The 23016-nt window shown below is 64.9% G+C and carries 20 protein-coding genes; 10 read left to right on the forward strand and 10 right to left on the reverse strand.

Translation table 11 applies throughout. The features are described 5' to 3' along the window. Positions 1 to 409 precede the first annotated feature (409 nt). Complete coding sequence (locus JF515_RS00605; protein ID WP_203099901.1) at positions 410 to 2065, forward strand: 4Fe-4S dicluster domain-containing protein; 1656 nt, start codon at positions 410 to 412, stop codon at positions 2063 to 2065. 214 nt (positions 2066 to 2279) lie between these two features. Here JF515_RS00605 and JF515_RS00610 read toward each other — a convergent pair whose 3' ends face one another. Then, on the reverse strand, positions 2280 to 2429 hold the full coding sequence (locus tag JF515_RS00610) for a hypothetical protein (RefSeq protein ID WP_203099903.1): 150 nt from the start codon (positions 2427 to 2429) through the stop codon (positions 2280 to 2282). A 130-nt stretch (positions 2430 to 2559) separates the two neighbouring features. On the opposite strand from JF515_RS00610, the gene JF515_RS00615 reads away from it, so the two are divergent. After that, positions 2560 to 3450, forward strand: a complete 891-nt coding sequence (locus tag JF515_RS00615; protein WP_203099905.1) for a LysR family transcriptional regulator — start codon at positions 2560 to 2562, stop codon at positions 3448 to 3450. On the opposite strand, the gene JF515_RS00620 is transcribed toward JF515_RS00615, so the two are convergent. After that, positions 3447 to 4994: a bifunctional GNAT family N-acetyltransferase/carbon-nitrogen hydrolase family protein gene (locus JF515_RS00620; protein ID WP_203099907.1), complete on the reverse strand. Its 1548-nt coding sequence runs from the start codon at positions 4992 to 4994 to the stop codon at positions 3447 to 3449. The two genes, JF515_RS00615 and JF515_RS00620, sit on opposite strands and share 4 nt — an antisense overlap. A gap of 24 nt (positions 4995 to 5018) precedes the next feature. Beyond that, a complete protein-coding gene (locus JF515_RS00625; protein WP_203099909.1) occupies positions 5019 to 5393 on the reverse strand; it encodes a hypothetical protein in 375 nt (124 codons plus the stop codon). Positions 5394 to 5437: 44 nt separating this feature from the next. Here JF515_RS00625 and cobB point away from each other — a divergent pair, with 44 nt between their 5' ends. Further along, positions 5438 to 6145 carry a Sir2 family NAD+-dependent deacetylase gene (gene cobB / locus JF515_RS00630; protein WP_203099911.1) on the forward strand — a complete coding sequence of 236 codons (708 nt, stop codon included), beginning with the start codon at positions 5438 to 5440 and terminating at the stop codon, positions 6143 to 6145. 12 nt (positions 6146 to 6157) lie between these two features. Here the strand turns inward: cobB and JF515_RS00635 are convergent, their stop codons facing one another. Then, complete coding sequence (locus tag JF515_RS00635; protein ID WP_203099913.1) at positions 6158 to 7759, reverse strand: methyl-accepting chemotaxis protein; 1602 nt, start codon at positions 7757 to 7759, stop codon at positions 6158 to 6160. A 122-nt stretch (positions 7760 to 7881) separates the two neighbouring features. On the opposite strand from JF515_RS00635, the gene JF515_RS00640 reads away from it, so the two are divergent. Beyond that, the gene (locus JF515_RS00640) at positions 7882 to 8955 is read left to right on the forward strand and encodes a 3-deoxy-7-phosphoheptulonate synthase (protein ID WP_203099915.1); all 1074 of its coding nucleotides are present in this window, start codon (positions 7882 to 7884) and stop codon (positions 8953 to 8955) included. 74 nt (positions 8956 to 9029) lie between these two features. Here JF515_RS00640 and JF515_RS00645 read toward each other — a convergent pair whose 3' ends face one another. Then, positions 9030 to 10781, reverse strand: coding sequence for a hypothetical protein (locus tag JF515_RS00645; RefSeq protein ID WP_203099917.1), 1752 nt, complete (start codon positions 10779 to 10781; stop codon positions 9030 to 9032). 310 nt (positions 10782 to 11091) lie between these two features. Between JF515_RS00645 and JF515_RS00650 the strand changes: the two genes are divergently transcribed. Then, positions 11092 to 11925 carry an ion transporter gene (locus JF515_RS00650; RefSeq protein ID WP_203099919.1) on the forward strand — a complete coding sequence of 278 codons (834 nt, stop codon included), beginning with the start codon at positions 11092 to 11094 and terminating at the stop codon, positions 11923 to 11925. 14 nt (positions 11926 to 11939) lie between these two features. Here JF515_RS00650 and JF515_RS00655 read toward each other — a convergent pair whose 3' ends face one another. Both JF515_RS00655 and JF515_RS00660 read right to left on the reverse strand, forming a co-directional pair. Then, positions 11940 to 12500 carry a DUF1285 domain-containing protein gene (locus JF515_RS00655; RefSeq protein WP_203099921.1) on the reverse strand — a complete coding sequence of 187 codons (561 nt, stop codon included), beginning with the start codon at positions 12498 to 12500 and terminating at the stop codon, positions 11940 to 11942. 18 nt (positions 12501 to 12518) lie between these two features. After that, on the reverse strand, positions 12519 to 13151 hold the full coding sequence (locus JF515_RS00660) for a TetR/AcrR family transcriptional regulator (protein WP_228462105.1): 633 nt from the start codon (positions 13149 to 13151) through the stop codon (positions 12519 to 12521). A 156-nt stretch (positions 13152 to 13307) separates the two neighbouring features. On the opposite strand from JF515_RS00660, the gene JF515_RS00665 reads away from it, so the two are divergent. Both JF515_RS00665 and JF515_RS00670 read left to right on the forward strand, forming a co-directional pair. After that, complete coding sequence (locus JF515_RS00665; RefSeq protein ID WP_203099923.1) at positions 13308 to 14417, forward strand: aminotransferase class V-fold PLP-dependent enzyme; 1110 nt, start codon at positions 13308 to 13310, stop codon at positions 14415 to 14417. 9 nt (positions 14418 to 14426) lie between these two features. Beyond that, a complete protein-coding gene (locus tag JF515_RS00670) occupies positions 14427 to 15269 on the forward strand; it encodes a hypothetical protein (RefSeq protein WP_203099925.1) in 843 nt (280 codons plus the stop codon). Between the two features lie 68 nt (positions 15270 to 15337). Here JF515_RS00670 and JF515_RS00675 read toward each other — a convergent pair whose 3' ends face one another. Together JF515_RS00675 and sodC are read right to left on the reverse strand one after the other, a co-directional pair. Next, the gene (locus tag JF515_RS00675) at positions 15338 to 16972 is read right to left on the reverse strand and encodes a S1 family peptidase (RefSeq protein ID WP_203099927.1); all 1635 of its coding nucleotides are present in this window, start codon (positions 16970 to 16972) and stop codon (positions 15338 to 15340) included. 329 nt (positions 16973 to 17301) lie between these two features. Then, positions 17302 to 17829 (reverse strand): superoxide dismutase [Cu-Zn] SodC, encoded by a 528-nt coding sequence (gene sodC, locus JF515_RS00680; protein ID WP_238400756.1) that lies wholly within the window; start codon positions 17827 to 17829, stop codon positions 17302 to 17304. 256 nt (positions 17830 to 18085) lie between these two features. Here sodC and JF515_RS00685 point away from each other — a divergent pair, with 256 nt between their 5' ends. Then, on the forward strand, positions 18086 to 18739 hold the full coding sequence (locus JF515_RS00685; RefSeq protein ID WP_203099929.1) for a hypothetical protein: 654 nt from the start codon (positions 18086 to 18088) through the stop codon (positions 18737 to 18739). Here JF515_RS00685 and JF515_RS00690 read toward each other — a convergent pair. Next, positions 18715 to 20364, reverse strand: coding sequence for an FMN-binding glutamate synthase family protein (locus JF515_RS00690; protein WP_203099931.1), 1650 nt, complete (start codon positions 20362 to 20364; stop codon positions 18715 to 18717). The two genes, JF515_RS00685 and JF515_RS00690, sit on opposite strands and share 25 nt — an antisense overlap. A gap of 181 nt (positions 20365 to 20545) precedes the next feature. Between JF515_RS00690 and JF515_RS00695 the strand changes: the two genes are divergently transcribed. Together JF515_RS00695 and JF515_RS00700 are read left to right on the forward strand one after the other, a co-directional pair. Continuing rightward, positions 20546 to 20896, forward strand: coding sequence for a winged helix-turn-helix domain-containing protein (locus tag JF515_RS00695; protein ID WP_203099932.1), 351 nt, complete (start codon positions 20546 to 20548; stop codon positions 20894 to 20896). Between the two features lie 78 nt (positions 20897 to 20974). Beyond that, positions 20975 to 23011, forward strand: coding sequence for a TonB-dependent receptor plug domain-containing protein (locus JF515_RS00700; protein ID WP_203099934.1), 2037 nt, complete (start codon positions 20975 to 20977; stop codon positions 23009 to 23011). The last annotated feature ends 5 nt before the right edge of the window (positions 23012 to 23016 follow it).

Consider the following 23016-nt stretch of genomic DNA (forward strand, 5'->3'; position numbering starts at 1 on the left):
AAACGATGAAAATGGCGAGACAACGCCGAACACGGGGCCCCGCGCGAGGTCCGGTATCTTGAACGCTACCCCCGGTAAGGTCAATAGGCCGGAAATGCGTAAGCGGATGATTTCGCTGCCAATTGTGTTCACGATAAATGACTCGCCGGTCGCCCATTTTGTTGAAAATCAAACACCTGGCGACGGATAATCCAAACAGTTGTTTGAGCATTTGTGAAAGAGAGTTTCACATCTGCCCAATTGGTGGTGCCATCCAACGGATGCTTATATACTCGCGCCACCCCAAGAACCTCCGCCCGCACCGGCCAGGCCCAACCGCCTCGGGCCCACGGCGTCACGGCGAGGTCCCGGCCGGCCCCGACAAGGCAAAATAAGGGCCGTAACACAACCGAAAGCTAGGAGACAGGCTGTGGAACGCGAATCAATGGAAGTCGACGTCGTTATCGTCGGCGCCGGTCCCTCCGGTCTGGCAACCGCCTGCCGTTTGGGACAAATCGCCCAGGAAAGCGGCCAGGAACTCAGCGTGGTGGTCGTCGAGAAGGGCTCCGAAGTGGGTGCCCATATTCTTTCCGGCGCGGTGTTCGAGCCGCGCGCGCTGAACGAACTGTTCCCCGACTGGAAAGACAAGGGCGCGCCCCTCAATGCCCCGGTCACCGCCGATGAAATCTATTATTTCACCGGCGCCGACAAGGCCAGCAAGGTGCCCGGCCCGTTCGCCCCGAAAACCATGCACAACGAGGGCAACTACGTGATCTCGTTGGGCAACCTGTGCCGCTGGCTGGCGGAACAGGCCGAGGGCCTGGGCATCGAGATTTTCCCGGGCTTCGCCGCCACCGAAATCCTCTATAACGACGATGGCTCCGTGAAGGGCATCGCCACCGGGGACTTCGGCATTGATCACAACGGCGAAAAGAAAGACAGTTACATGCCGGGCATGGAGCTGCACGCCAAGTACACCGTCTTCTCCGAGGGCTGCCGTGGCCACCTGGGCAAGCAGCTGATGGAGAAGTACAACCTGCGCGAAGGCGTCGATCCGCAGCACTACGGCATCGGCATCAAGGAGCTGTGGGAGATCGACCCGTCCAAGCACCAGAAAGGCCTGGTGATGCACAGCGCCGGCTGGCCGCTGAGCGAATCCGGTTCCCCGGGCGGCGCCTTCCTTTATCATCTGGAAGACAATCAGGTGACCCTGGGCCTGATCACCGACCTGGCCTACTCCAACCCGCACGTCTCGCCGTTCGACGAGATGCAGCGCTGGAAGACCCATCCGGAAGTCAAAAAGTACCTGGAAGGCGGCAAGCGCGTCAGCTACGGTGCCCGCGCCATCGCCAAGGGCGGCCTGCAGTCGCTGCCGAAGATGACCTTCCCGGGGGGCCTGCTGGTGGGCTGCGACGCCGGCACCCTGAACTTCGCCAAGATCAAGGGCAACCACACCGCCATGAAGTCCGGCATGATGGCCGCCGAGACCATCGCCAAGGCGATCGCCGATGGCCGCGCCAGCGACGAACTGGGCGAGTACAAGGACACCTTCGAGAAGAGCTGGGTGTACGAGGAACTGCACCAGCAGCGCAACTTCGGCCCGGCCCAGCACAAGTTCGGCAACCTGCTGGGTTCAGCCTTCGCGTTCGTCGATCTGAACATCTTCAACGGCAAGCTGCCGTTCACCATGCACGATACCACCCCGGACCATGACACCCTGAAGCCGGCGGATCAGTGCAAGAAGATCGATTATCCGAAGCCGGACGGCAAACTGACCTTCAACAAGCTGGATTCGGTGTTTCTGTCCAACACCAACCACGAAGAAGATCAGCCCTGCCACCTGCAGCTCAAGGACCCGAGCATTCCGATCGAGTACAACCTGCCCAAGTACAACGAGCCGGCGCAGCGTTATTGTCCGGCGGGCGTGTACGAGGTGGTGACCGACGAGGAAAGCGGTGACAAGCGGTTCCAGATCAATGCCCAGAACTGCGTGCACTGCAAGACCTGCGACATCAAGGACCCGACCCAGAACATCAACTGGGTGGCACCGGAAGGCACCGGCGGGCCGAACTACCCGAACATGTAAGCGGGTCTCTCGCCGGAACAGGAAAAGCGCCCTTCGGGGCGCTTTTTTTTATGCGCCCCCACCTGACCAGGCACGTAGGAGCGACTTCAGTCGCGATCAGCACCAGTGCCATCTTCATCGCGACTGAAGTCGCTCCTACCGGCGAGTTCCATGCCGGTGGGTTCCATGCCGGTGAATTGCATGCCGGCGAATGCCATGCGGGTGATAGGGGGTTTCAGGTTTCGCGGCGGCGTTTCAGCCAGGCGCGCAGCCTGGTTTCCAGGGCGTGGATCAGGCCCAGGGGGGGCATGGCGGGCATCGGGAACGGCGGTTCCGGCGGGCGCTCGGGCAGGGGTTCGGGGTCGTGGCGGTCGGATCGGTCCATGGCTCACCTCCTGAAGGGCCAAGTTGGCGAAAACGTTCTGCAAGCGCAGGATGGCGCCGCCACCTTGTTCAATCCAACGAAAAGTTCTACATTGACCTTTCAGTTTTTCTGAAAGCATCCCGGAGCCCTCATGCCTTCCTCCCCGGACGCCGCTATGCCGCCCCTGCTCGACATCGAGGTGCTGCGCAGCTTCGTGGCGATCGCCGAAAGCGGCAGTTTTACCCGCGCCGCCGGTCAGGTATTCCGCACCCCGTCGGCGTTGAGCATGCAGATCAAAAGACTGGAGGAAACCCTCGGGCACCCGCTGTTCGTGCGCGAGGCCCGTCAGGTGCGGCTGACGCCGGAGGGCGAGACCCTGCTGGGCTACGGCCGGCGGTTGCTGAAACTCAATCAGGAGGCGGTGTCACGGTTTCTGGCGCCGTCGGTGGAAGGCACGGTGCGCCTGGGTACTCCGGACGACGTGGGCACCCGCATCCTGCCCGAGGTGCTGGGCCGCTTCGCGCGCAGCCATCCGGCGGTGCAGGTGGAAGTGCTGGCCGGGCGCAGCGGCGAGCTGGTGCGGCGCATGACCGAGGAACGGCTGGACATGGTGTTGATCACCGAGGGCAACGACGACCTGGCGCCGGGGCTCGGCGAGGTGGTGCATACCGAACCGCTGGTGTGGGCGGGCCGTGACGGAGGCGTGGCGGCAATGCGCTCACCGCTGCCCTTGTCGGTGGCCAACGCCGGCTGCGCCTGGCGGGCCATGGCCCTGGCCGCGCTGGACCGGGCCGGCATCGGCTACCGGGTGGCCTACAGCAGCGAACACTGCGCCGGCCAGGAGGCCGCCATGATCGCCGATCTGGCGGTGGCGGCCTTTCCGCGCAGCCTGGTGCGCCCGCCCCTGCGCATTCTCGGCGAGGAGAGCGGCCTGCCGGCCCTGGGCGACTACCGGGTGGCCCTGGTGCGCGGGGAGGCTCCCTCCCCCGCCGCCGAGGCCCTGGCCGGGCAGATCACCCAAGCGTTCCGCGAGCGCCGTTAGGTTTCCGAATCCAGCGCCTGCTGGCCCTTCCAGACCAGGCTGTAGAGATCCTTGCGGCGATCGCGGATGTTGGTCACCGAGCCCTCGCTGTGCAACAGCTTGAGCTTTTCCAGGTCGACATCGGCGAACAACAGCATTTCGGTGTTGGGCTGGGATTCGCTGATGATGGCGTCGTGGGGGAAGTAGAAGTCACTGGGCGAGAATACCGAGGACTGGGCGTACTGAATGTCCACGTTATCCACCCGCGGCAAATTGCCGACGCTGCCGGAAATGGCCACGTAGCATTCGTTCTCGATGGCCCGTGCCTGGGCGCAATGGCGCACTCGCAGGTAACCGTTCTTGGTGTCGGTCCAGAACGGCACGAACAGGATCTCCATGCCCTGCTCGCCGAGCAGCCGGCCCAATTCCGGGAACTCCACGTCGTAGCAGATCAGAATACCGATGCGCCCGGCGTCGGTGTCGAAGATGCGCAGATCATCGCCGCCCTGGATCGCCCAGTCCTTGCGTTCGTGAGGCGTGATGTGGATTTTCTTCTGCTCTTCCACGGAACCATCGCGACGCATCAGGTAGGCCACGTTGTAGATACGGCCGTCCTCTTCCAGGGGCATGGAGCCGCCGATGATGTTGATGTTGTAGCTCACCGCCATGTCCGCCATGGCATCGCGGATTTCCTCGGTGAAGCTGGCCAGGTAGCGTACCGCCTCCACCGAATTGAGATCCGGCTTCAGGCCCATCAGCGGCGCGCTGAAGAATTCCGGCAGCACCGCGAAATCGGCCCGGTAATCGGACAGCGAATCGACGAAGAACTCCACCTGGCCAAGCAGGTCCTCCACCGAGCGGGCGGCGCGCATGCGCCGCTGCACCACGCCCAGGCGCACCACCGAGCGGCGCGGCCAGTCGCCGTCGTCCTCGGGCTGGTAAAGGATATTGTCCCACTCCAGCAGGGTGGCGTAGCCCCGCGAGCTTTCGTCCTCGGGCAGATACTTGACCAGCAGGCGCTTGACGTCGAAACCGTTGGACAGCTGGAACGTCAGGATCGGGTCGTAGATGGCCCGGGATTCCACCTCCTCGATGTACTGGGTGACGCTCATGTTGTCCGCGTAGTCCTTGTAACCGGGCAACCGACCGCCGGCCAGGATGGCGCGCAGGTTTTCTTCCCGGCACAGCTCCTTGCGCGCCTCATAGAGTCGCCGGCCCAGCCGGTAGCCGCGGTACTCCGGATCGACGAACACGTCCAACCCGTAGAGGGCATCGCCCTTGCGGCTGTGTGAGCGCACCTTATCGTCGGTGATCAGGTCCTCGTAGCGGTGGGGGTTGGAGAAGCGGTCGTAGCTCACCTTCACGGTCAGGGCCGTGGCCACCAGGTTGCCGTTGTCCTCAATCGCCAACTGGCCCTCCGGGAACAGGCGGATCAGGGTGGCGATGGTCTCCTCCGGCCAGGCGCCGCCGATGTCGTGGTAGACCTGGTCCATCAGCCGCGCCAGCGCCGGGTAATCCTCCAGGGTCAGTTGACGCAAACGCAGTCGGGTACTTTCTTCGGCCATGCTTGTCTCCAATCGCGGACGGTGTCAGGCATTGAGGGGCGGAAACGGAATCAGCCAGTGGCAATCCCGGTTGCGCAGGGCGTCCTCGCCGGACGCGTAGAGGGCCACGCCGTCCGGGCGCACGAACAGCACCGCGCCGGAGTTAAGGCCGATGTAGCCGGAGCTTTGCTCCGCCACATAGCCGTCCGGTTCCAGGTACAGCGGGCACAGCGCGTCGGGAATCGCCTCGTAGCCCACCAGGCCATTGGCCAGGGGATCTTCCACCGCGCGCCGGTCACGGTACAACGCCACCGCGTCGCCCCCCACCAGCAGCACCATGCCCTGGTGAAAGTGCAGCAGATTGACGGCCCCCCGGGCGGGTAATGACAGGACTTCCTGCCGTGCGATAATCGTATCCATTAAGGCTCCGCGAACGTTCAACGGTAAACGGGAGACGGTGAAGCATGCAGGAAAAGATTGTAATACTTACCGGCGCCGGAATCTCGGCGGAATCCGGCATCAACACCTTCCGCGACGCCGGCGGCCTGTGGGAAAACCACCGCATCGAGGACGTCGCCACCCCGCAAGCCTTCCAGCGCGATCCCGCCGGCGTGCAGGCATTCTACAACCGCCGCCGCGAGCAACTGCGCGACCCGGCGATTCGCCCCAACGCCGCCCATGAAGCCCTGGCCCGGCTGGAGCGGGAACGGCCCGGCGAGGTGCTGGTGATCACCCAGAACGTGGACAACCTGCACGAACGGGCCGGCAGCCGCAACCTCATTCACATGCATGGTGAATTGCTCAAGGCGCGCTGCCAAAGCACCGACAGCCTGGTGCCCGTGGACAAGGACCTGAGCGTGGACCAGGAGTGCGGGGTGTGCGGCGCAAGCGGCTGCCTGCGCCCGCACGTGGTGTGGTTCGGAGAAATGCCCCTGGAGATGGAGCGCATCTTCGATGCCCTGGCCGGCTGCGAACGCTTCATCAGCATCGGCACCAGCGGCAACGTCTATCCGGCGGCGGGGTTCGTGGCCGAGGCCCGCGCCCACGGGGCTCACACCGTGGAACTCAACCTGGAACCCTCGGAGCAGGCCACGGCCTTCGCCGAGCACCGCCACGGCCCGGCTTCCGAGCGGGTCCCAGAGTACGTGGCGGAGTTGCTGGCCGGCGGCTGAGCCGGCCCCGCTTTACAGCACGAAGGATTTGATCAGCGTGTCCAGGCGCTCGACCTGGCGACGCATTTCCACGGCGGCCGCCGAGGTCTGCTGTACCATGGCCGCGTTCTGCTGGGTCATGGCGTCCATCTCCGCCACCGCCGTGTTGACCTGACCAATGCCCCGACTCTGCTCCCGGGCACCGGTGCTGATGTCGGCGATCAGTTCGCTCACCGGCGTAACGCTGTCGACGATTTCCTTCATGGTGGCGCCGGCCCGGCGCACCAGTTCCGACCCCTGCCGGGTGCGGGTCACGGAGGTATCGATCAAGCCACGGATTTCCGCGGCGGCCTCGCCACTGCGCCCGGCCAGATTGCGCACCTCCTGGGCCACCACCGCGAAGCCCCGGCCATGCTCGCCGGCCCGGGCCGCTTCCACCGAGGCATTCAGCGCCAGAATATTGGTCTGGAAGGCGATGCCATCGATCAAACCAATGATCTCGGCGATGCGTGCCGCCGATTCGTCGATGGCGGCCATGGTGGTTTCCACTTCCTGCATGGCGCGACCGCCCTCCCCGGCCACCCGGGCGGCGCCGGTCACCATGGTGCTGGCCCGTTCGGCGGAGTCCGCGGTGTGATCCACGGTGGCGGTGATCTCCTCCATCGACGCGGAGGTTTCCTGCAGGCTGGCGGCGGATTGCTCGGTGCGGGTGGCCAGTTCCTCGCTGCCGGAGGCGATTTCATCGGCGGCGCCGTTCACCGAACCGGTGGTATCGCGCACCTCGCGCAGCGCATCCTGCATGCGCGACACGAAGGCATTGAACTGGCGCGCCAGATCACCCACCTCGTCGTCGCCGGTGACCACCAGCCGGCGGGTCAGATCGCCTCTGCCCCGGGCGATGTCCTCCATGGCACCGGCGGTGTCACGGATCGGCTTGACCACCCGGCGAACCAGCCACCCGGCGAGCACGCCCACCACCAGCAACAGGGCGGCACCGGCCAGCACGCCGATCACCACCGCATCGCGTTGATCCGCCCGCGCCGCCGCCTCGATGGCGGCCATGTCCTCGTTGATGTCGGTGATATAGACACCGGTGCCAATCACCCAATTCCATTCCGGCACCGATACCAGGTAGGCGTATTTGGTTTCCACCTGGCCGGTGCCTGGGTGCAGCCACTTGTACTGATAGTCCCCCTCCCCATGATCCCGGGCAACCTGGACCATGTCGCGGACGATGTATTGACCGTCCGCGTCCTGAAGGTCCCAGGAATTACTGCTCGGATTGTTCGCGTTGGCGACTTTATTGCCCTGGAAGTCGTAGGCGAACAAATAACTGTCACCGTCGAATTTCATGCCCAGGATCATCGTCTTGGCGAGGCGTTGGGCTTGCTCTTCGTCCGCCATGTTCAACAGCGGGCGGATCGCCGAGCGAGCCACTTCCGCGGCACCGCGGATGCCCAGTTCGCGCATCCCGATCATCGCCTGGCGCTGCTGCGCCAGACTGTGGTCCGTTGCCCGGGCCCGCTCCACGGCGGACCACAGCGTCAACACCAGTACCGCCACCACCAGCGGCACCAGCGAGAGCAACAGAATCTTGGCCTGCAGACGCAGACCGCTAAAGGAAAGAGGTTTCATGGCTGTCCCGATGGCTAACGTGAAATAGGCGTCCCCGTTATCGGCGCCATAGGCTGAAACCTTAGCGGTATTCCGCTAGACTGCGGGTCTTCCGGCCATTCCGACCAACAAGCAGCCAGATCATGAGTCAGATACAGGTAGACGACATCAACATCGAGTCCCAGGAGGTGCTGATCACCCCCCGGGCGCTCAAGGAAGAGTTGCCGCTGAGCGACGGCGCGCGGGAAACCGTGCTGCAAGGGCGCCAGCAAATCCGCGATATTCTCGACCGCAAGGACCCGCGCCTGTTCGTGGTGATCGGTCCGTGCTCCATCCACGATCCCAAGGCGGCCATGGAGTACGCGGAGCGGCTCAAGAAGCTGGCCGCCGACGTGGACGACGCTCTGTTTCTGGTGCTGCGTGTGTACTTCGAGAAGCCACGCACCACGGTGGGCTGGAAGGGGTTGATCAACGACCCCTACATGAACGATTCCTTCAAGGTGGCCGACGGCCTGCACATTGCCCGCAAGCTGCTGCTGGACGTGGCCGAGCTGGGCCTGCCGGCGGCCACCGAAGCGCTCGATCCGACCACCCCGCAGTACATCCAGGATCTGATCTCCTGGTCGGCGATCGGCGCGCGCACCACCGAATCCCAGACCCACCGGGAAATGTCCTCCGGCCTGTCCGGCCCGGTGGGCTTCAAGAATGGCACCGACGGCAGCCTGGACGTGGCGGTCAACGCCATGCTCAGCGTGCGCCACCCGCACCGTTTCCTGGGCATCGACCCGGATGGCCGCGTCGCCCTGACCACCACCAAGGGCAACCAGTACGGCCACGTGGTGCTGCGCGGCGGCGGTGGCAAGCCGAACTACGATTCAGTGTCCGTGGCGCTGGCGGAAACCGCCCTGGACAAGGCCGGTGTATCCACCAACATCATGGTCGACTGCTCCCACGCCAACTCCAACAAGGACCCGAGCCTTCAACCGCTGGTGATGGAAAACATCGGCAACCAGATTCTGGAGGGCAACACCTCCATCGTCGGGTTGATGGTGGAATCCCATCTCAAGCAGGGCAATCAGAAGATCCCCGCCAACCTGGATGATCTGGAGTACGGCGTATCGGTGACCGACGGCTGCATCGGCTGGGACACCACCGAGCAGGCGGTACGCGACCTGGCCGACAAAGTGCGCGACACCCTGCCCCGCCGCGGTAACTGATCCGCCCCTCGCCCGATCCAAAAGCCCCGGCCGGAGCCGGGGCTTTGGTCTTTACGACAATCACGGTAATCGAATCAGGGCGCCAGGCCACCGAGCAGGCCGGTCAGCAGATCCGGCAGGTTCTCGCCGGCCTCCAGCAAGCACTCCACCGGCAGCGTCGGGGTGAACCCGCCGGCTCCCGCCTCCGGGCACAATTGGCCGGTCACCGGATCTCCGCCATCGCCGCCGGCGCCGGCAAGCAGATCCTGCAGCTGCGTCAGATTACCGCCGGCTTCGGTAAGGCAATCCAACGGCGTGGTGGGGCCGATTTCACCCTCGGCGGTGGCCGGACAGATTTGACCGAGCAACTGGTCGGCACCGGGAATTTGCGGGTTGTCACCGCCGCCGGGCAGCGGCAACGCGCCGGGCAGGCCTTCCAGTACTTCCATGAAGCAGGCCGCCGGGTCCAACTGATCGGCGCCGCCGGCCACCGGGCAGAGAGAACCCGTCAGCGGGTTGTCGCCACCGCCGCCCAGACCACCGAGCAGATCCTCCAGCCCGCCGAAGCCGCTGCCCAGTTCCGCCAGGCATTCGATCGGCGTGGTCGGACCCGGCTCACCGGCCGCCGCGCTCGGGCAGATCTGCTCAAGCAACATACCGGTGCCAGGAATCTGCGGCGTACCACCGCCTCCACCGGAGGGCAGATTGGCCAAGGCTTCGCTGAAGCAGGCCGCCGGGTCCAGTTGCTCCTCCCCGGACGCCACCGGGCACAGGGCGTCGGTGAGCGGGTTGGCGCCGCCCAGTCCGCCGAGCAGGTCGGTCAGGCCACCCAGGGAACCACCGGCCTCGGTGAGGCAGTCCACCGGCGTGGTGGGGCCAATCCCGCCTTCCAGGGTAAGCGGACAGATCGCCGCCAGCGCGTCGCTCAGTTCGCCAGGCAGCTCCGGCGTTCCACCACCGCCACCACCGGGCAGCCCCGGCAAATCACCCAGCCCGGGCAGCGACGGCAGACCGCCGCCGGACAGGGCTTCCTCGAAGCACACCACCGGGTCCACCCGTCCAGTGCTGTCCTCCACCGGGCACACCGCTTCGGTGACCGGATTGGGGTTGGTGATCATGTCCATGATGGTGATGTACAGCCGCGTGGTTTCACTCAGGCAGTTGATGGCCATTTCCGGGCCCATTTCACTTTGCGCGGCCTGGGGACACAACTGCCCGGCGCCGCCGATCGGCGAGCCATCACCGCCGCCTCCGGGCAAGCTGGGCAGACCATCGCCTCCCAGGGAAGCGGCGATCTCGGAAAAGCAGGTGGCCGGGTCAAACTGATCCGCCGCCGCGGCCAGTGGACACAGTTGGTCGGTCAGCGGGTTACCGCCACCGATCAATTCCTCGACGCCACCCAGGTTGGTGGCGGATTCCTGCAGGCAGGCCACCGGAAAGCTCAACGGACCATCGGTGAGAAAGCCCTGGGGATCGGCGAAAGCCGCTTCGAACGCCGCCGGATCAAACAGCCCGGTGGGGTCGAAGGAAGCCGCCGCCACCGGGCAGAAGCGGGCCACCACGCCGTCCAGGCCGGGCACGCCGCCTCCCTCTTCCGCTTCTTGTAAACAGGCCGCCGGATCCAGGTCGGCGCCGGGCGCCTGACCATCAGTGGTGTCGGGACAGAATTCACCGGTGAATTCGCTGGTTTCATCCACCACCGCCGCCATTTCCTGCGGCAGTTCACGGGTGGACGGGGTGGGTGTGTTGGCGCCACCGCCATCACCCCCACCGCCGCCACCACCACAGGCGGTGAGCGCCAGGGCCAACAGGCCGCCGCCCAGCAAATGCTTGATATGGATATCCAAGGTCTACCCCTCCCTTATTATTGATTCTCGTCGTTATGCCGTATTGGGAAACACGGTATTTCCGACTATGGAAGGGATGACGCGAAGGCATGTAGACACGGGCCGTTGCGGCTGTGTAATGAAGCGTAGCCCTGGTAATCAAACGGTTAGCATGGCGCCACCAACAGACACCTTTGTTTACCCGGACACGGCTTTTCGGCACGCTGGTTCCAGAGCGCTTGTAGTCAGCCGGGGCGGAACAGGACACAATAGCCGGATTCCACGGCACCGCACCACGAACCGCCACCCCGGTGGCCCGGTAAGGAGGGTTATGAGCCCCGACTCCGCCTCATTGCGCGACCGCTGGCGCCACATTATTTTCGGCACCGACACCCCGGCCGGTCGTTATTTCGACCAGTTGCTGATCATCGCCATCATCGCCAGCGTGATCGCCGTCATGCTGGACAGCGTGCACTCCATCCACCGCGAGTACGGTGCCATCCTTTATGCCGCCGAGTGGTTCTTCACCCTGCTGTTCACGGTGGAATACCTGATCCGCCTGTGGGTCAGCGACCGGCCGGTACGCTACGCGCGCAGCTTCTACGGCATGGTGGACCTGGTGTCGGTGATCCCCACCTACCTGAGCCTGCTGTTCCCCGGCGCCAACTACCTGCTCACCATTCGCGCCCTGCGGGTGTTGCGAGTGTTCCGGGTGCTGAAGCTGGCGCAATTGATGGACGAGGCCAATCAACTCGGCACCACCCTGGTCCGCACCCGCCGCAAGATCGGCGTGTTCATGTTCGCGGTGACGGTGGTGATCATTATCTTCGGCAGCCTGATGTACGTGGTGGAGGGGCCCGCCAATGGCTTCAGCAGCATCCCGCGCAGCATCTACTGGGCCATCGTCACCATCACCACGGTGGGCTACGGGGATATTTCGCCGCAGACCCCGTTCGGCCAGGCGGTGGCGTCCCTGGCGATGATCACCGGCTATGCCATCATCGCCGTGCCCACCGGCATCGTCACCGCGGAGATGTCCAAGGCGCACATGGTGCGCCGTTACGAACGGGAATGCCCGGGCTGCCACCGCCACGATCACGACCCCGACGCGCGCTACTGCAAGCAGTGCGGCACCGGCCTGCCGAAGCCCGGGGAAAACCTCTGAGGGAAGGGGCCGGGCTAAAGCCGGCCCAGTTCGAAGGCGTGGCCGTCGGACTCCACCACCAGAAAGGTGGCGCCGTCGCGTTCTTCCTGGCGCGCCCAATCCACCAGCTGGTAGAACACGTTACGGGCGATCAGCGCTTCCAGGTTGTCGCGCACATGCACATAGGGGGAAGGTTCGCCGCTGTGCGGATCGGTCTCCACGCGCAGCGGATGTTTTTCGCCGGCCACCACATGGCTGTCCACGTTGGTGGTGAACACCAGCTTGTCCGGGCCATCGCCACTGACCCGCTCCACCCCGGTGGCCACGAAAGGCACGTCATCCACCTGGATGCGCAGTTTTTCCACCGGCGTGATCAGGAAGTAATCGTCGCCCTCGCGCAGCAGAATGGTGGAGAACAGCCTGACCATGCGATGGCGCTCGATGGGCGAGCCCTGATAGTACCAGGTGCCGTCCCGGGCGATGCGCATGTCGATGTCGTCATGACGGTCCGGGTTCCATTCGTGCACCGGCGGCAGGCCCTGTTCATCCTGATCGGCCTTTTCCAGCAGCGCCAGTAGTTCCTCGGCTTTGCTCATGGGCTCCTTCCGTCGGGGTTATTTGCCGCGCTGGCCCTTGTTGCCCATGCGGATGCCGATTTCCACCAGGAAGTCGAGGAAATCCGGCTTGTCGTCGATCAGCCGCTGGTAGAACGGCGACTGCATCAACGCCACGGCGCCATGGGCCAGCGCCCAGGCGGCGCAAATGTGGTACATGGGCGGCACGTCCTCCAGGGAACCTTCCTGGATACGTGCCTCGACAATATGAGTCAGCTGGGAGAAGTTGGCCTCGCGCAGGCGGTGCAGCTTGTCCACCAGGTCCGGCACCGCATGATCCTTGATCACCTTGTTCTCGAGCCGGTCGAACAACTGGTAACGGGCCGGGTCGCCGATGCGGAAACGAAAGTATTCGCGGGCCAGAGCTTCCTTGTCGCTGCTATCGGAAATGCTGTCGAAGACCTCGGCCAGATCCTCCTCGTAGCGCAGCATCAGCAACAGGTAAATCTCGTTCTTGGTTTCGAAATGCTTGTAGATGGTGCCTTTGCCGATACCGACCCGGTCAGCGATCATTTCCACCGTGACCCGATCCTCCCCCTGCTCCAGAAACAGCGCCAGGGCGGCGTCGAGGATTTCCTGCTCGCGTTGGCGGAACTCCCGCGCCTTGCGCGTCGCTTTTTCCAGATCACCCATCGACACTTCTCCTCAATCCGCCGCCATCGATGGCGACTGCGTTTACCCTATCACAAGCCGGGACGCTGCACGCCCCCGTCCCGCTCGCTACAATCCCCCGGGAGCGGCTCGCAAGCCGCGCCCCATTCGGGCTGGATCATACTCAAGGAGCCTCCCATGGTCGATCTCAAAGCGGAATTTCCCCTGCGCGACGACGTGCTCTATCTCAACCACGCGGCGGTGGCGCCCTGGCCACGCCGTACCCGCGACGCGGTGGTCGCCTTCGCCGATCAGAACATTCATCTCGGTGCCCGGGATTACCCGGACTGGCTGGCCGTGGAAACGCGCCTGCGCCAGCGCCTGGGCTGGCTGATCGGCACCGACCCGGCGGACGTGGCGCTGCTCAAGAACACCTCCGAGGGTCTGTCGGTGATCGCCCAGGGCCTGGACTGGCGGGCCGGCGACCGGGTGGTGATCAGCGATCAGGAATTTCCCTCCAACCGGATTCCCTGGCAGGCCCTGGCGGATCGGGGCGTGGATGTGGTGGAGGTGGACGTGAGTGGCGAGGGCGCCGAGCAAAAGGTGATCGACGCCATCGGCGAGGGTACCCGGCTGGTGTCGCTATCGTCGGTGCAGTATGGCGCCGGCATCCGCCTGGACCTGGCGCCCATCGGCCGGGCCTGCCGGGAGCGCGGCGTGCTGTTCTGCGTGGACGCCATCCAGAGCCTGGGCGCGCAGGCTTTCGACGCCACCGCCTGTTTTGCTGATTTCGTGGTCGCCGACGGCCATAAATGGATGCTCGGGCCGGAAGGCCTGGCCCTGTTTTATGCCCGCCCGGCAGCCCGCGAACAGCTCACCGTGCACCAGTTTGGCTGGCATATGATCGAAGCCGCCGGTGACTATACCCGTAAGGACTGGAGGATCGCCGAGGGCGCCACCCGTTTCGAGTGCGGCAGCCCCAATATGCTCGCCACCCATGCCTTGGACGCCTCGCTGTCACTGTTCCAGGAACTGGGCATGGACACCGTGCAAGCAGCGCTGCGGGAACGGGTCACCTGGCTGTACGAGGCTCTGAGAGCGCGCGGCGCCGAGTTGCTGAGCCCGGCGGACCCGGCGCGGCGCGCCGGTATCATCACCTTCCAACTGCCGGGCGAGGCGCCGGCGGACACCCGCGCCCGGCTGCAGGCCGGCGGCGTGGTGTGCGCGGAGCGTGGCGGCGGCGTGCGCCTGTCACCGCACTTCTATACTGACTATTCGGTCATGGAACGCGCTCTGGCGCTGCTGTAGGATCGCGCCATGAACTCTCAACGGCTCTACCAATGGTTGTGCGAGCGACTCCAGCGGCAACCGGAGAAAAGCGAATGGCCGCTCGGCGACCTGCAAAGCCAGCGCGCCCAGCTGCGCCCCTGCGATGTGCTGCTGGTGGACGGAGACAGCCGGCTGGACCGCCGTCTTAAGGTCCTTACCGGCGGTCGCTTTTCCCGCGCCCTGCTCTATATCGGCCGACCCCACGAAGTGGCCGACCCGGCGCTGCGCGCCCTGCTCGCCGACTACCTGCCCTGCGGGCCGGATACGCAGCTGGTGCTCGACGCCAGCCTGGAACGGGGTCTGTGGGTGCGGGATCTGAGCAATCTGCGCGGGCTCCATCTGCGCGTATGCCGGGCCCAGAACCTGTCCGCGGAGGAATGCCAGGACGCCCTGCGCTTCGCCATCAGCCGGCTGGGAGCCGGCACCCAGCATGGCTGGAGCACCCTGGCGCTATTGTGGCTGCTGCCCTGGCGGTCCCTGGGCGGACATTCACGCCGGCGCCTGCTCAACCGCTGGGCCAATGACCTTCTGCGCGCCATCACCGGCACCACCGTCGGCGAAGCGTTCGCCTTCATCCAGTTCCCGGTGCATCCCCTGGTCAAGCAGACCGGTGATAATGCCTCCCGCCTGCTGCGTCTTCAGCCGCGCGTGTTTCACGCCGCCGACTTCGACCACTCCCCCTATTTCGACATCATCAAGGCGCCCTATCTGCTAAACGCCGTGCCCGCCGGTTTTGGCGCCGTGCCCTGGAAGGGCAATGCTGGCGCGCTTACCCCGGAGCAACGGCGCTCCCATCTTTCCGTGGTGGATTCAACGGCGGACCGCGGCTAAAGCCGCTCCCACCGCATTCTTCCTCCGTAGGAGCGACTTAAGTCGCGATCAGCCCGCGCCTCGCCGGATCAGCGGCGGCGCAAAACACCCAGCCCTGCCAGCACCACCAGCAGCCAGAAACCAACCGGGCCACCGCCGCCGCCACCACCGCCGCCACCGCCGCTATCACGGGTGCTTTCGGTACCGGCCCGGGACGGCGTCACGAACGCCTGCGTATCGCCGGCGGGGAAATCACCACTGGCGCTGCCCGCCTCCATGTAGACCCGGCCCTCGCCGGTGCCATCAAGCACCAGGGTACGACTGGCCGTCTCGCCACGAGCCAGGTCACCCAGATCACAACGTACCGGCTGGGTGGCCGTGCAACCCTCCGGCAGGCTGCTCCAGTCCCAGCCGTCCGGCACCTGGAAACTGACCCAGGCGTTGAAGGCATCGCGATGATCCGCCCGGTTCTCCACCACGGCGCTGACGCGCACCTTGCCGTCGCGGCGTATCGCCGTGGCGGCCAGCTTCAAATCCGGCTGATCGGAAAACACCAGCTCCAGACTTTCTTCATTGGCGTTGTAATAGTCGTGCTCGTCACTGATCGGTACCACCCGCGCGGAGGCCGCGCCGGTGCCGGCGTCGGCGTGGGACAACCACAGCCGGTGATCATCGCCGGTGGCGCCGGTATCCAGGTTCTCAAAGCCCAGGCAATCGGTGTGATCCGCGAACGCGGTGCAGTCCAGGTTATCGGCGTAGACCGTCAGCCCGCCGCCATGGAAGATCCGCACGCCGACCCGGCGCGCCGCGTTGACCAGGCTGCGGTTACTGACACGGGTATCCAGACTCAACGACTGACCGGGGCCGGCGTAGCGGGCCTCACCATTGGTGTCGCTTTCCAGGTCCACCATGGCGCCGCCGGAGGTTCGCTCGATCCAGTCCAGGTAGGCACTGACCCGGGTATACACCGCCGGCACGCCGGAGGCGCATTGGCGGGTGCCGTAGCTGGTGATGCCGGCCAGCCAGACTCCGCCGTCACGGCGATATACCAGAGGGCCGCCGCTGTCGCCCCGACAGGTGTCCTGATCCACGCCGGCCACCGGGTTCATTTCACCGGCGCAAAGCTGGCCACTGCCCAGGTTATTCCAGTAACGGCCACATTCGCTGGGCGTCACATAGTCCAGCGCCGCCTGCCGCAGGGTCGGCGACATGCTGCTGTCCTCGGTCTTCCCCCAGCCCAGAGCCAGCAGGGCTTCATCCGGATTGCCCCGGCGCAGCCGGTTCATCTCCGCGCTTTTGGCCAGATCCAGCGCCACCATCGCCGAAGGACGCTCCAATTCAAGCAGCGCCAGGTCGTTCTGGTAGATATCGTCGCGGTAGCCCTGGTGCACATGCACCGCCACCACGGCGATGCGTTCCTCCGGCTGTTCCTGACGATTCAGATGACCGAGCGCGGCGAACAGGGTTTCCGGCTCGAAAGTGCCATTGTCGTCGCGAACGCAGTGGGCGGCGGTGAGCACCCAACGGGGCGCCACCAGGGTGCCGCCGCAGCGGGTCGACCCGAAAGAGGGGTTACCCGACAAGCTGCGTTCCACCTCCACCATCCAGGAAGGCGCGCTGCTGACCGCCTCGCCGCCGATGATACGCGGCTCTACCTGATCCGCCTTGACTGATCCGAACGCCCCCGTGAGGAGGATGAAGATTACGAAGATTGAACCGCGCATGGCCTTTTACCTAGAAGATATTCGTAGCACGCGAATACTAGGTACAGACCTGTGAAGAAACCATTAGCAAAAAGATGAAAGAGTCATACTTTTATCTTATTTGTGATCTATTTATTAGCAATAAAGTGGGTCAAATCACAGAAATGAATCGAAAAATATGAAACTCACCGCAGTGAAAAACAATGAAAGGCATTTTGGAACTACGAATATGGAACCAGGAAGGGTGTCATCCCGAGAGCGGCGCCGGACCCGCTAAAGTGCGATGAACCATAAAAAAGCCCCGCCGGCACACGGCCGGCGGGGCTTTCGGGTGGTTCGGGGCTCAGCGATTATTCGGGTACCACCCCACAGGCGGCACGGGCGCCACCACCGCCCAGCGGCTTCGGCTGATCGGCATAGTTATCGCCGCCGGCGTGAATCATCAAGGCGCGGCCCTTGAGGTCGTCCAGGTCCGGGCGCGGAGCCAGCACCGGCAGGGTCGCCTTGCCATCGTCGTCCACATAAAGCGCCGGCAGATCACCCAGATGCCCATCGCCCCAAGGGGTACCGTGGCGACCGGTCTCATCCGGATCGTAGTGACCACCCGCCGCCGCGGCCGCGGTCATCTCACCATTCTTCTTGGCCGGCTCGCAGGAGCCGTTTTGATGCAGATGGAACCCGTGAATACCTTCGTCCAGGCCCTCCAGTTGCGGTGTGAACACCAGGCCATACTCCGACTCGCTGACCGTGATCTGGCCTATACGGTCGCCGACGCCGTCTTCGTCCACGGCGTTCATGGGGATGGTGATCGCGGCCTGGGTGGCGCCAGCCAGAGAGGCGGCGATCAGACCCAGGGCGAAACGTTCGCGAATACGCATTGCTTGCTCCTTGCCAGTGAATACGTTGCCCCCGTTTGTAACGCGGTGGTCATCCTCGTGCCAGGGCGTGGGCGGCGGGAAGCGCGGATTTTTGAGTTGTTTACGTTCCCGCCTCCCAACCCGCTTGTGAGCCGCCCGGGGGCCCCCTACTCTGACTCTTCCAGGGAACGACCGCCACCCATGCAGGAGGCCCCATGGCCAAGCAGGCCCGTGGCGCGCGGCGCGGTGCCGCCCCCGACCCAGGCGGGGGGTGGTCATGATGGCGCGCGCGCCGCACCGCAATACCATGATCGTCGCCCACGACGTGCCGGGGCTGCACCGGCTGTTCGATGGTGATCGTTTGCGCCTGGCGGTTTATCTGTTCGCCAGCACCGTGTTGTTCGCCTCCCTGCTGCTGGCGTTTCTGCTCCATCTACGTACTACCCCGTCGCTGTTCGCCGTCGCCTCACGCAGTCTGCATGCGGAACTCGCCGGTGCCGGCGGTCTGGCCCTTGCCGCCGGCGCCCTGGCACTGAGCGGCGCGGAGCGGGCGGTGCACCGACAACGCCTTGCCCGCGGCCTGGTTCTTACCGCTCTGCTGATGGGGCTGTTGTTTATCGCCTGCCGGGCTCTGGAAGGCTATATGGAATACCGTGCCGGGCTGCTGCCGATTCCCGGCCAACCGTTCGCCTACGAAGGTCCCCGCCCCCACCAGGCCCTGCAATTCTTCCACTTCCACCATTTGCTGGCCGCCCTGCACCTGCTGTTCATGGTGCCCGCGTTGCTGGCCCTGTTACCGGCCCTCGCCGCCCGGGCGAATCCGCAACGGGCGGCGACACGGGTGAAGCTGGCCGCCGGCTACTGGGCGCCGGTGATCCTTGCCTGGGCCGCCTGCTACCCCGCTTTCTATCTGCTCGACCCGGTATGGTGACGGGGCCCCAAAGGCCAGCGCGGCCGGAAACTATCCGGGTCGGCCGCGTGCCACCAATCACCGTAGGGCGTGGCATCCGGATCATCGAGCAGGCTGCCCGGCTCCAGGAATGGATAAAGCCGGTCCAGGGTGACCAGCTCCGTCGCGCCGCGCCGCTGCAGCAGATGGCGCGGCAGTAGCTCCCCCGGGTGCTCGAGGCCGGCGGCGGCGATCAGCTCCGCCAGATGCTCCAGGGTGTGGCGGTGGAAATTGGCCACCCGGGGCGCCTTGTCCGCCACCACCAGGCCGCGCTGGCGGCTGGCGTTCTGGGTTGCCACCCCGGTCGGGCAGCGGTCATTGTGGCAGCTCTTGGTCTGCACGCAGCCCAGGCTGAGCATGAAGGCCCGCGCCGCGTTACACCAATCGGCGCCAAGCGCCAGGTTGGCGGCCAGGGTGTAGGCGCTGTAAACCTTGCCGCTGGCGGCCAGCCGTACCCGTGAACGCAGCCCGGTGCCCACCAGGGCGTTGCGCATCAACAGCAGCCCCTCCCGCAACGGCAGCCCGACATGGTCGGAGAACTCCTCCGGAGCGGCGCCCGTCCCCCCCTCAGCGCCATCCACCACGATGTAGTCCAGCACGATGCCGCTATCCAGCATCGCCTTGCAGAGGGCGAAGACTTCCCAGGGATGACCCACGCACAACTTCACGCCCACTGGCTTGCCGCCGGCGTCCTCGCGCAGGGAGGCGGCGAATTCGAGCAGTTCCCGGGGCGTGGAGAAAGCGCTGTGAAACGCCGGCGACCGGCAATCCTGGTTGAGAGGAATGCGGCGGGTCTCGGCGATCTCCGGGGTGATCTTGGCCGCCGGCAGCACGCCACCGTGGCCGGGCTTGGCACCCTGGCTGAGTTTGATCTCCAGCATGCGCACCTGATCCCGGGCCGCCTGCTCGCGGAACAGCGCCCGGTCAAAACGCCCGCGCTCATCCCGGCAGCCGAAATAACCGCTGCCGATTTCCCACACCAGATCACCGCCGTGGCGCAGATGGTACGGACTGATGGCGCCCTCGCCGGTATCCTGATAGAAACCACCCCGTCGAGCGCCCAGGTTAAGCGCCTCCACCGCCGGCGCGCTCAGTGAACCGAAACTCATCGCCGACACATTCAACAGCGAGGCGTCATAGGGGCGCGCGCATTGCTCCCCTCCCACGCGCACGCGAAAATCCGCGTCCGGCTTCGGACACGGCGCCATGGAGTGCGCCAGCACCTGAAACTCGGCGTCGTAGGCGTCCAGATCACTGCCAAAGGGTTTCACGTCCACCTGATCCTTGGCGCGCTCATAAATCAGCGAACGCTGGTCACGGTTATAGGGCCGCCCCTCCCGGTCGTTCTCAACGATGTACTGGCGCAAAAAAGGCCGCAGGAATTCGAAAAACCAGCGGAAATGCGCCAGCAACGGATAGTTGCGCAGTAGCGAATGACGCGACTGAAACAAGTCCCACACACCACACAGAGCAAGCCCGCCAGTGCCGGCAAGCGCCACCCAGGCGAGCCCGGAACGGGGTGCCACCACTACCGCGGCGGCGGCCAGAAAAGCCAGTAACAACACCAGAATCAGCGGCCCGAAGCGGGCCGACCTGGAACCACTCATGGATCGGTTTCCTTGGCAAATGGGGAACGTCATCCAGCAGGTTAACGCAAAGCCACCCACCTGCCGTCTCGGGATTGTAAAAGCCTCTTAAAGCCCAGGCACCGGAACCGCCGCCCATGCATGGGCGGGACGCCCCAGGTCGATTACACTCTGCCCTCGACGAATGCGGTGGTGGAGATCCATGGCGAGCAAAAAATACATCAAACTTCGCGCGCGGCTAATGCGCGACGAGGAAATCGCCTTTGGCCCCGGCAAGGCGGATCTGCTGGCGGCCATCGACCGTACCGGCTCGATTTCCGCCGCCGCCCGGGACATGGGCATGAGCTACCGGCGGGCCTGGTTGCTGGTGGATACCATGAACCGCTGCTTCCGCTCACCGCTGGTGGATTCCGCCCCCGGCGGCAAACACGGTGGCGGCGCCCGCCTTACCGATACCGGCCGCCGCGTGCGCCAGCGTTACCTGGAAATGGAAGCCGCCCTGCGCGCGCTCGCCGACGAGTTCGAAAAGGATCTGAACAAAGACCTGCGCTGATCACGCCTGGCAAGGCGGTTGCCCTCGCCGACCTCTTCGCTATATCCTGCTGTGCATAACGAATAACCGAGAGCTTCCATGAAAAAACCGAATCCGCCGGCGGCCTTTCTGTGTCTGCCGCTGGCCTTGCTGTGTGCCGCCCCCCGGGCCGATGAACATCCTTCCCGTTTTGAACTGGGCGTCCTGGAACCGGTGGTCGTCGACGGCTCCCAGGCCGACTTCTCCGACGCCACCACCGAGGAAACCGTCAGTGCCGACGACATGGCGCGCTTCGACCGCACCGACGTCTCCCAGGCGCTGGAGCTGTTGCCCGGCGTCAACACCGTGATGATGGGCGGCCGCAGCGAGCGGCTGATCAATGTGCGCGGTTTCGATTCCCGCCAGGTGCCGCTATTCATCGATGGTATTCCGGTGTACGTGCCCTATGACGGCAACATCGATCTGTCCCGCCTGACCACCTACGACGTGGCGGAAATATCGGTGAGCAAGGGCTACACCTCGCTGCTGGCCGGCCCCAACACCCTGGGCGGCGCCATTAACGTGGTCGGCCGCCGGCCGCGCCTGGGCACCGAGGCGGAAGCCGGCTACGGCATGAGCTTCGACGATCGTTTCTCCCGCAATGCCTGGGACAGCTATGCCAACGTCGGCACCAACCAGGGGCGCTGGTACGCCCAGGTGGGCGGCTCGATCCGCGATCAGGATTATTTCCCGCTGGCCGGTGACTTCGACCCCACCGCCAACGAGGACGGCGGCCGCCGGGAGAATTCGCAGTACACCGACCGCAAACTGTCACTGCGCCTGGGCTTTACCCCCAACGCCTCCGACGAATACGTATTCAGCTACTACAAGCAGGACGGCGAGAAGCAGACCCCGCCCTACGCCGGCGACGACCCCAACACCCGGGTGCGTTTCTGGCAGTGGCCCTGGTACGACAAGGAAAGCTTCTACTTCAATTCCAGGACCCGGCTGCATGAGCATCTGCAGGCCAAACTACGGCTCTATTACGATAGCTTCGAGAACTCACTGCGCTCCTACGACGACGCCACTTACAGCACCATGAACCGGCCCTACGCCTTCGACAGCACCTACGACGATTACTCCTGGGGCGGCAGCGTGGAGCTGGCCACCGATCTTTTCGAGCGGCACGACCTGCGCCTGGCCGCGCACTACAAAACCGATGTGCACCGGGAGGTGGGCGACATCGGTGACCCGGAGCAACGCTTCGAGGACCGCACCGTGTCGGTGGGCGTGGAGGATCGCTACGCGGCCACCGAACGGCTGACGCTGCTGGCCGGCGTCAGCTATGACCGGCTGCGCGGCGAGCAGGCGGACAATCTGGTCAACGGCGCCATCGAGCCGTTCGACCTGGCCTCCACCTCGGCGGTCAACCTGCAGGCCGGCGCGCTCTATGCCTTCAATGATCGGCTCAAGGGCCGCCTGATCGCCTCCAAACGCAGTCGCTACCCGACCATCAAGGACCGATATTCATTCCGCATGGGGTCCGCCCTGCCGAACCCGGATCTGGACGCGGAAACCAGCACCGGCGTGGAAGCCGGGCTGGCCGGCGATGCCCTGGTCGGCGCCGATACCCGGCTGCACTGGGGCGCAGCCGTGTTCCGCAATGAAATCGACGACAGCATCGAAAGCATCGCCATCGACAACGGCCTGTGCACCTCTCCGCCCTGTTCGCAACTACGGAACGTGGCGGAGTCGGTCCTGCAGGGCGCCGAAGCGGAGCTGACCCTGAACATCGGCAGCGCCTGGCAATACCACCTGAACTACACCTACCTGGACCGGGACAATAAGTCCGACCCGGAGGTGCGGGCATTGGACACTCCGCGCCACAGCGGCTTCACCTACCTGAGCTGGTTTCTCGGCGACACCTGGACGCTCACCGCCAGTGCCCGCGCCGACAGCGGACGCTACAACGACAGCGACGGTACGCGGCAAACCGCGGGCTTCGTCACCACCGGCCTCAAAGCCGCCTGGCGGCCGCTGCCGCAATGGAGGGTGGAAGCCGGCGTGGACAACCTGGGCGACAAACTCTACGCCTACGACGAGGGTTACTACGAGCCGGGCCGCACTTACTTCACCAAGGTGCGCTGGCGCTACTGATGGCC

The sequence above is a fragment of the Alloalcanivorax marinus genome (genome assembly GCF_016785095.1).
In the GTDB taxonomy this organism is placed as follows: Bacteria; Pseudomonadota; Gammaproteobacteria; order Pseudomonadales; family Alcanivoracaceae; genus Alloalcanivorax; species Alloalcanivorax marinus_A.

Coding starts and splice junctions, on each gene's coding strand:
- JF515_RS00615 (WP_203099905.1), top strand. CDS start 2,560: ATGCCTTCCTCCCCGGACGCCGCTATGCCGCCCCTGCTCGACATCGAG.
- JF515_RS00670 (WP_203099925.1), top strand. CDS start 14,427: ATGAACTCTCAACGGCTCTACCAATGGTTGTGCGAGCGACTCCAGCGG.
- JF515_RS00655 (WP_203099921.1), bottom strand. CDS start 12,500: ATGAGCAAAGCCGAGGAACTACTGGCGCTGCTGGAAAAGGCCGATCAG.
- JF515_RS00650 (WP_203099919.1), top strand. CDS start 11,092: ATGAGCCCCGACTCCGCCTCATTGCGCGACCGCTGGCGCCACATTATT.
- cobB (WP_203099911.1), top strand. CDS start 5,438: ATGCAGGAAAAGATTGTAATACTTACCGGCGCCGGAATCTCGGCGGAA.
- JF515_RS00690 (WP_203099931.1), bottom strand. CDS start 20,364: ATGAGTGGTTCCAGGTCGGCCCGCTTCGGGCCGCTGATTCTGGTGTTG.
- JF515_RS00625 (WP_203099909.1), bottom strand. CDS start 5,393: ATGGATACGATTATCGCACGGCAGGAAGTCCTGTCATTACCCGCCCGG.
- JF515_RS00685 (WP_203099929.1), top strand. CDS start 18,086: ATGATGGCGCGCGCGCCGCACCGCAATACCATGATCGTCGCCCACGAC.
- JF515_RS00695 (WP_203099932.1), top strand. CDS start 20,546: ATGGCGAGCAAAAAATACATCAAACTTCGCGCGCGGCTAATGCGCGAC.
- JF515_RS00620 (WP_203099907.1), bottom strand. CDS start 4,994: ATGGCCGAAGAAAGTACCCGACTGCGTTTGCGTCAACTGACCCTGGAG.
- JF515_RS00635 (WP_203099913.1), bottom strand. CDS start 7,759: ATGAAACCTCTTTCCTTTAGCGGTCTGCGTCTGCAGGCCAAGATTCTG.
- sodC (WP_238400756.1), bottom strand. CDS start 17,829: ATGCGTATTCGCGAACGTTTCGCCCTGGGTCTGATCGCCGCCTCTCTG.
- JF515_RS00700 (WP_203099934.1), top strand. CDS start 20,975: ATGAAAAAACCGAATCCGCCGGCGGCCTTTCTGTGTCTGCCGCTGGCC.
- JF515_RS00660 (WP_228462105.1), bottom strand. CDS start 13,151: ATGGGTGATCTGGAAAAAGCGACGCGCAAGGCGCGGGAGTTCCGCCAA.
- JF515_RS00675 (WP_203099927.1), bottom strand. CDS start 16,972: ATGCGCGGTTCAATCTTCGTAATCTTCATCCTCCTCACGGGGGCGTTC.
- JF515_RS00640 (WP_203099915.1), top strand. CDS start 7,882: ATGAGTCAGATACAGGTAGACGACATCAACATCGAGTCCCAGGAGGTG.
- JF515_RS00665 (WP_203099923.1), top strand. CDS start 13,308: ATGGTCGATCTCAAAGCGGAATTTCCCCTGCGCGACGACGTGCTCTAT.
- JF515_RS00610 (WP_203099903.1), bottom strand. CDS start 2,429: ATGGACCGATCCGACCGCCACGACCCCGAACCCCTGCCCGAGCGCCCG.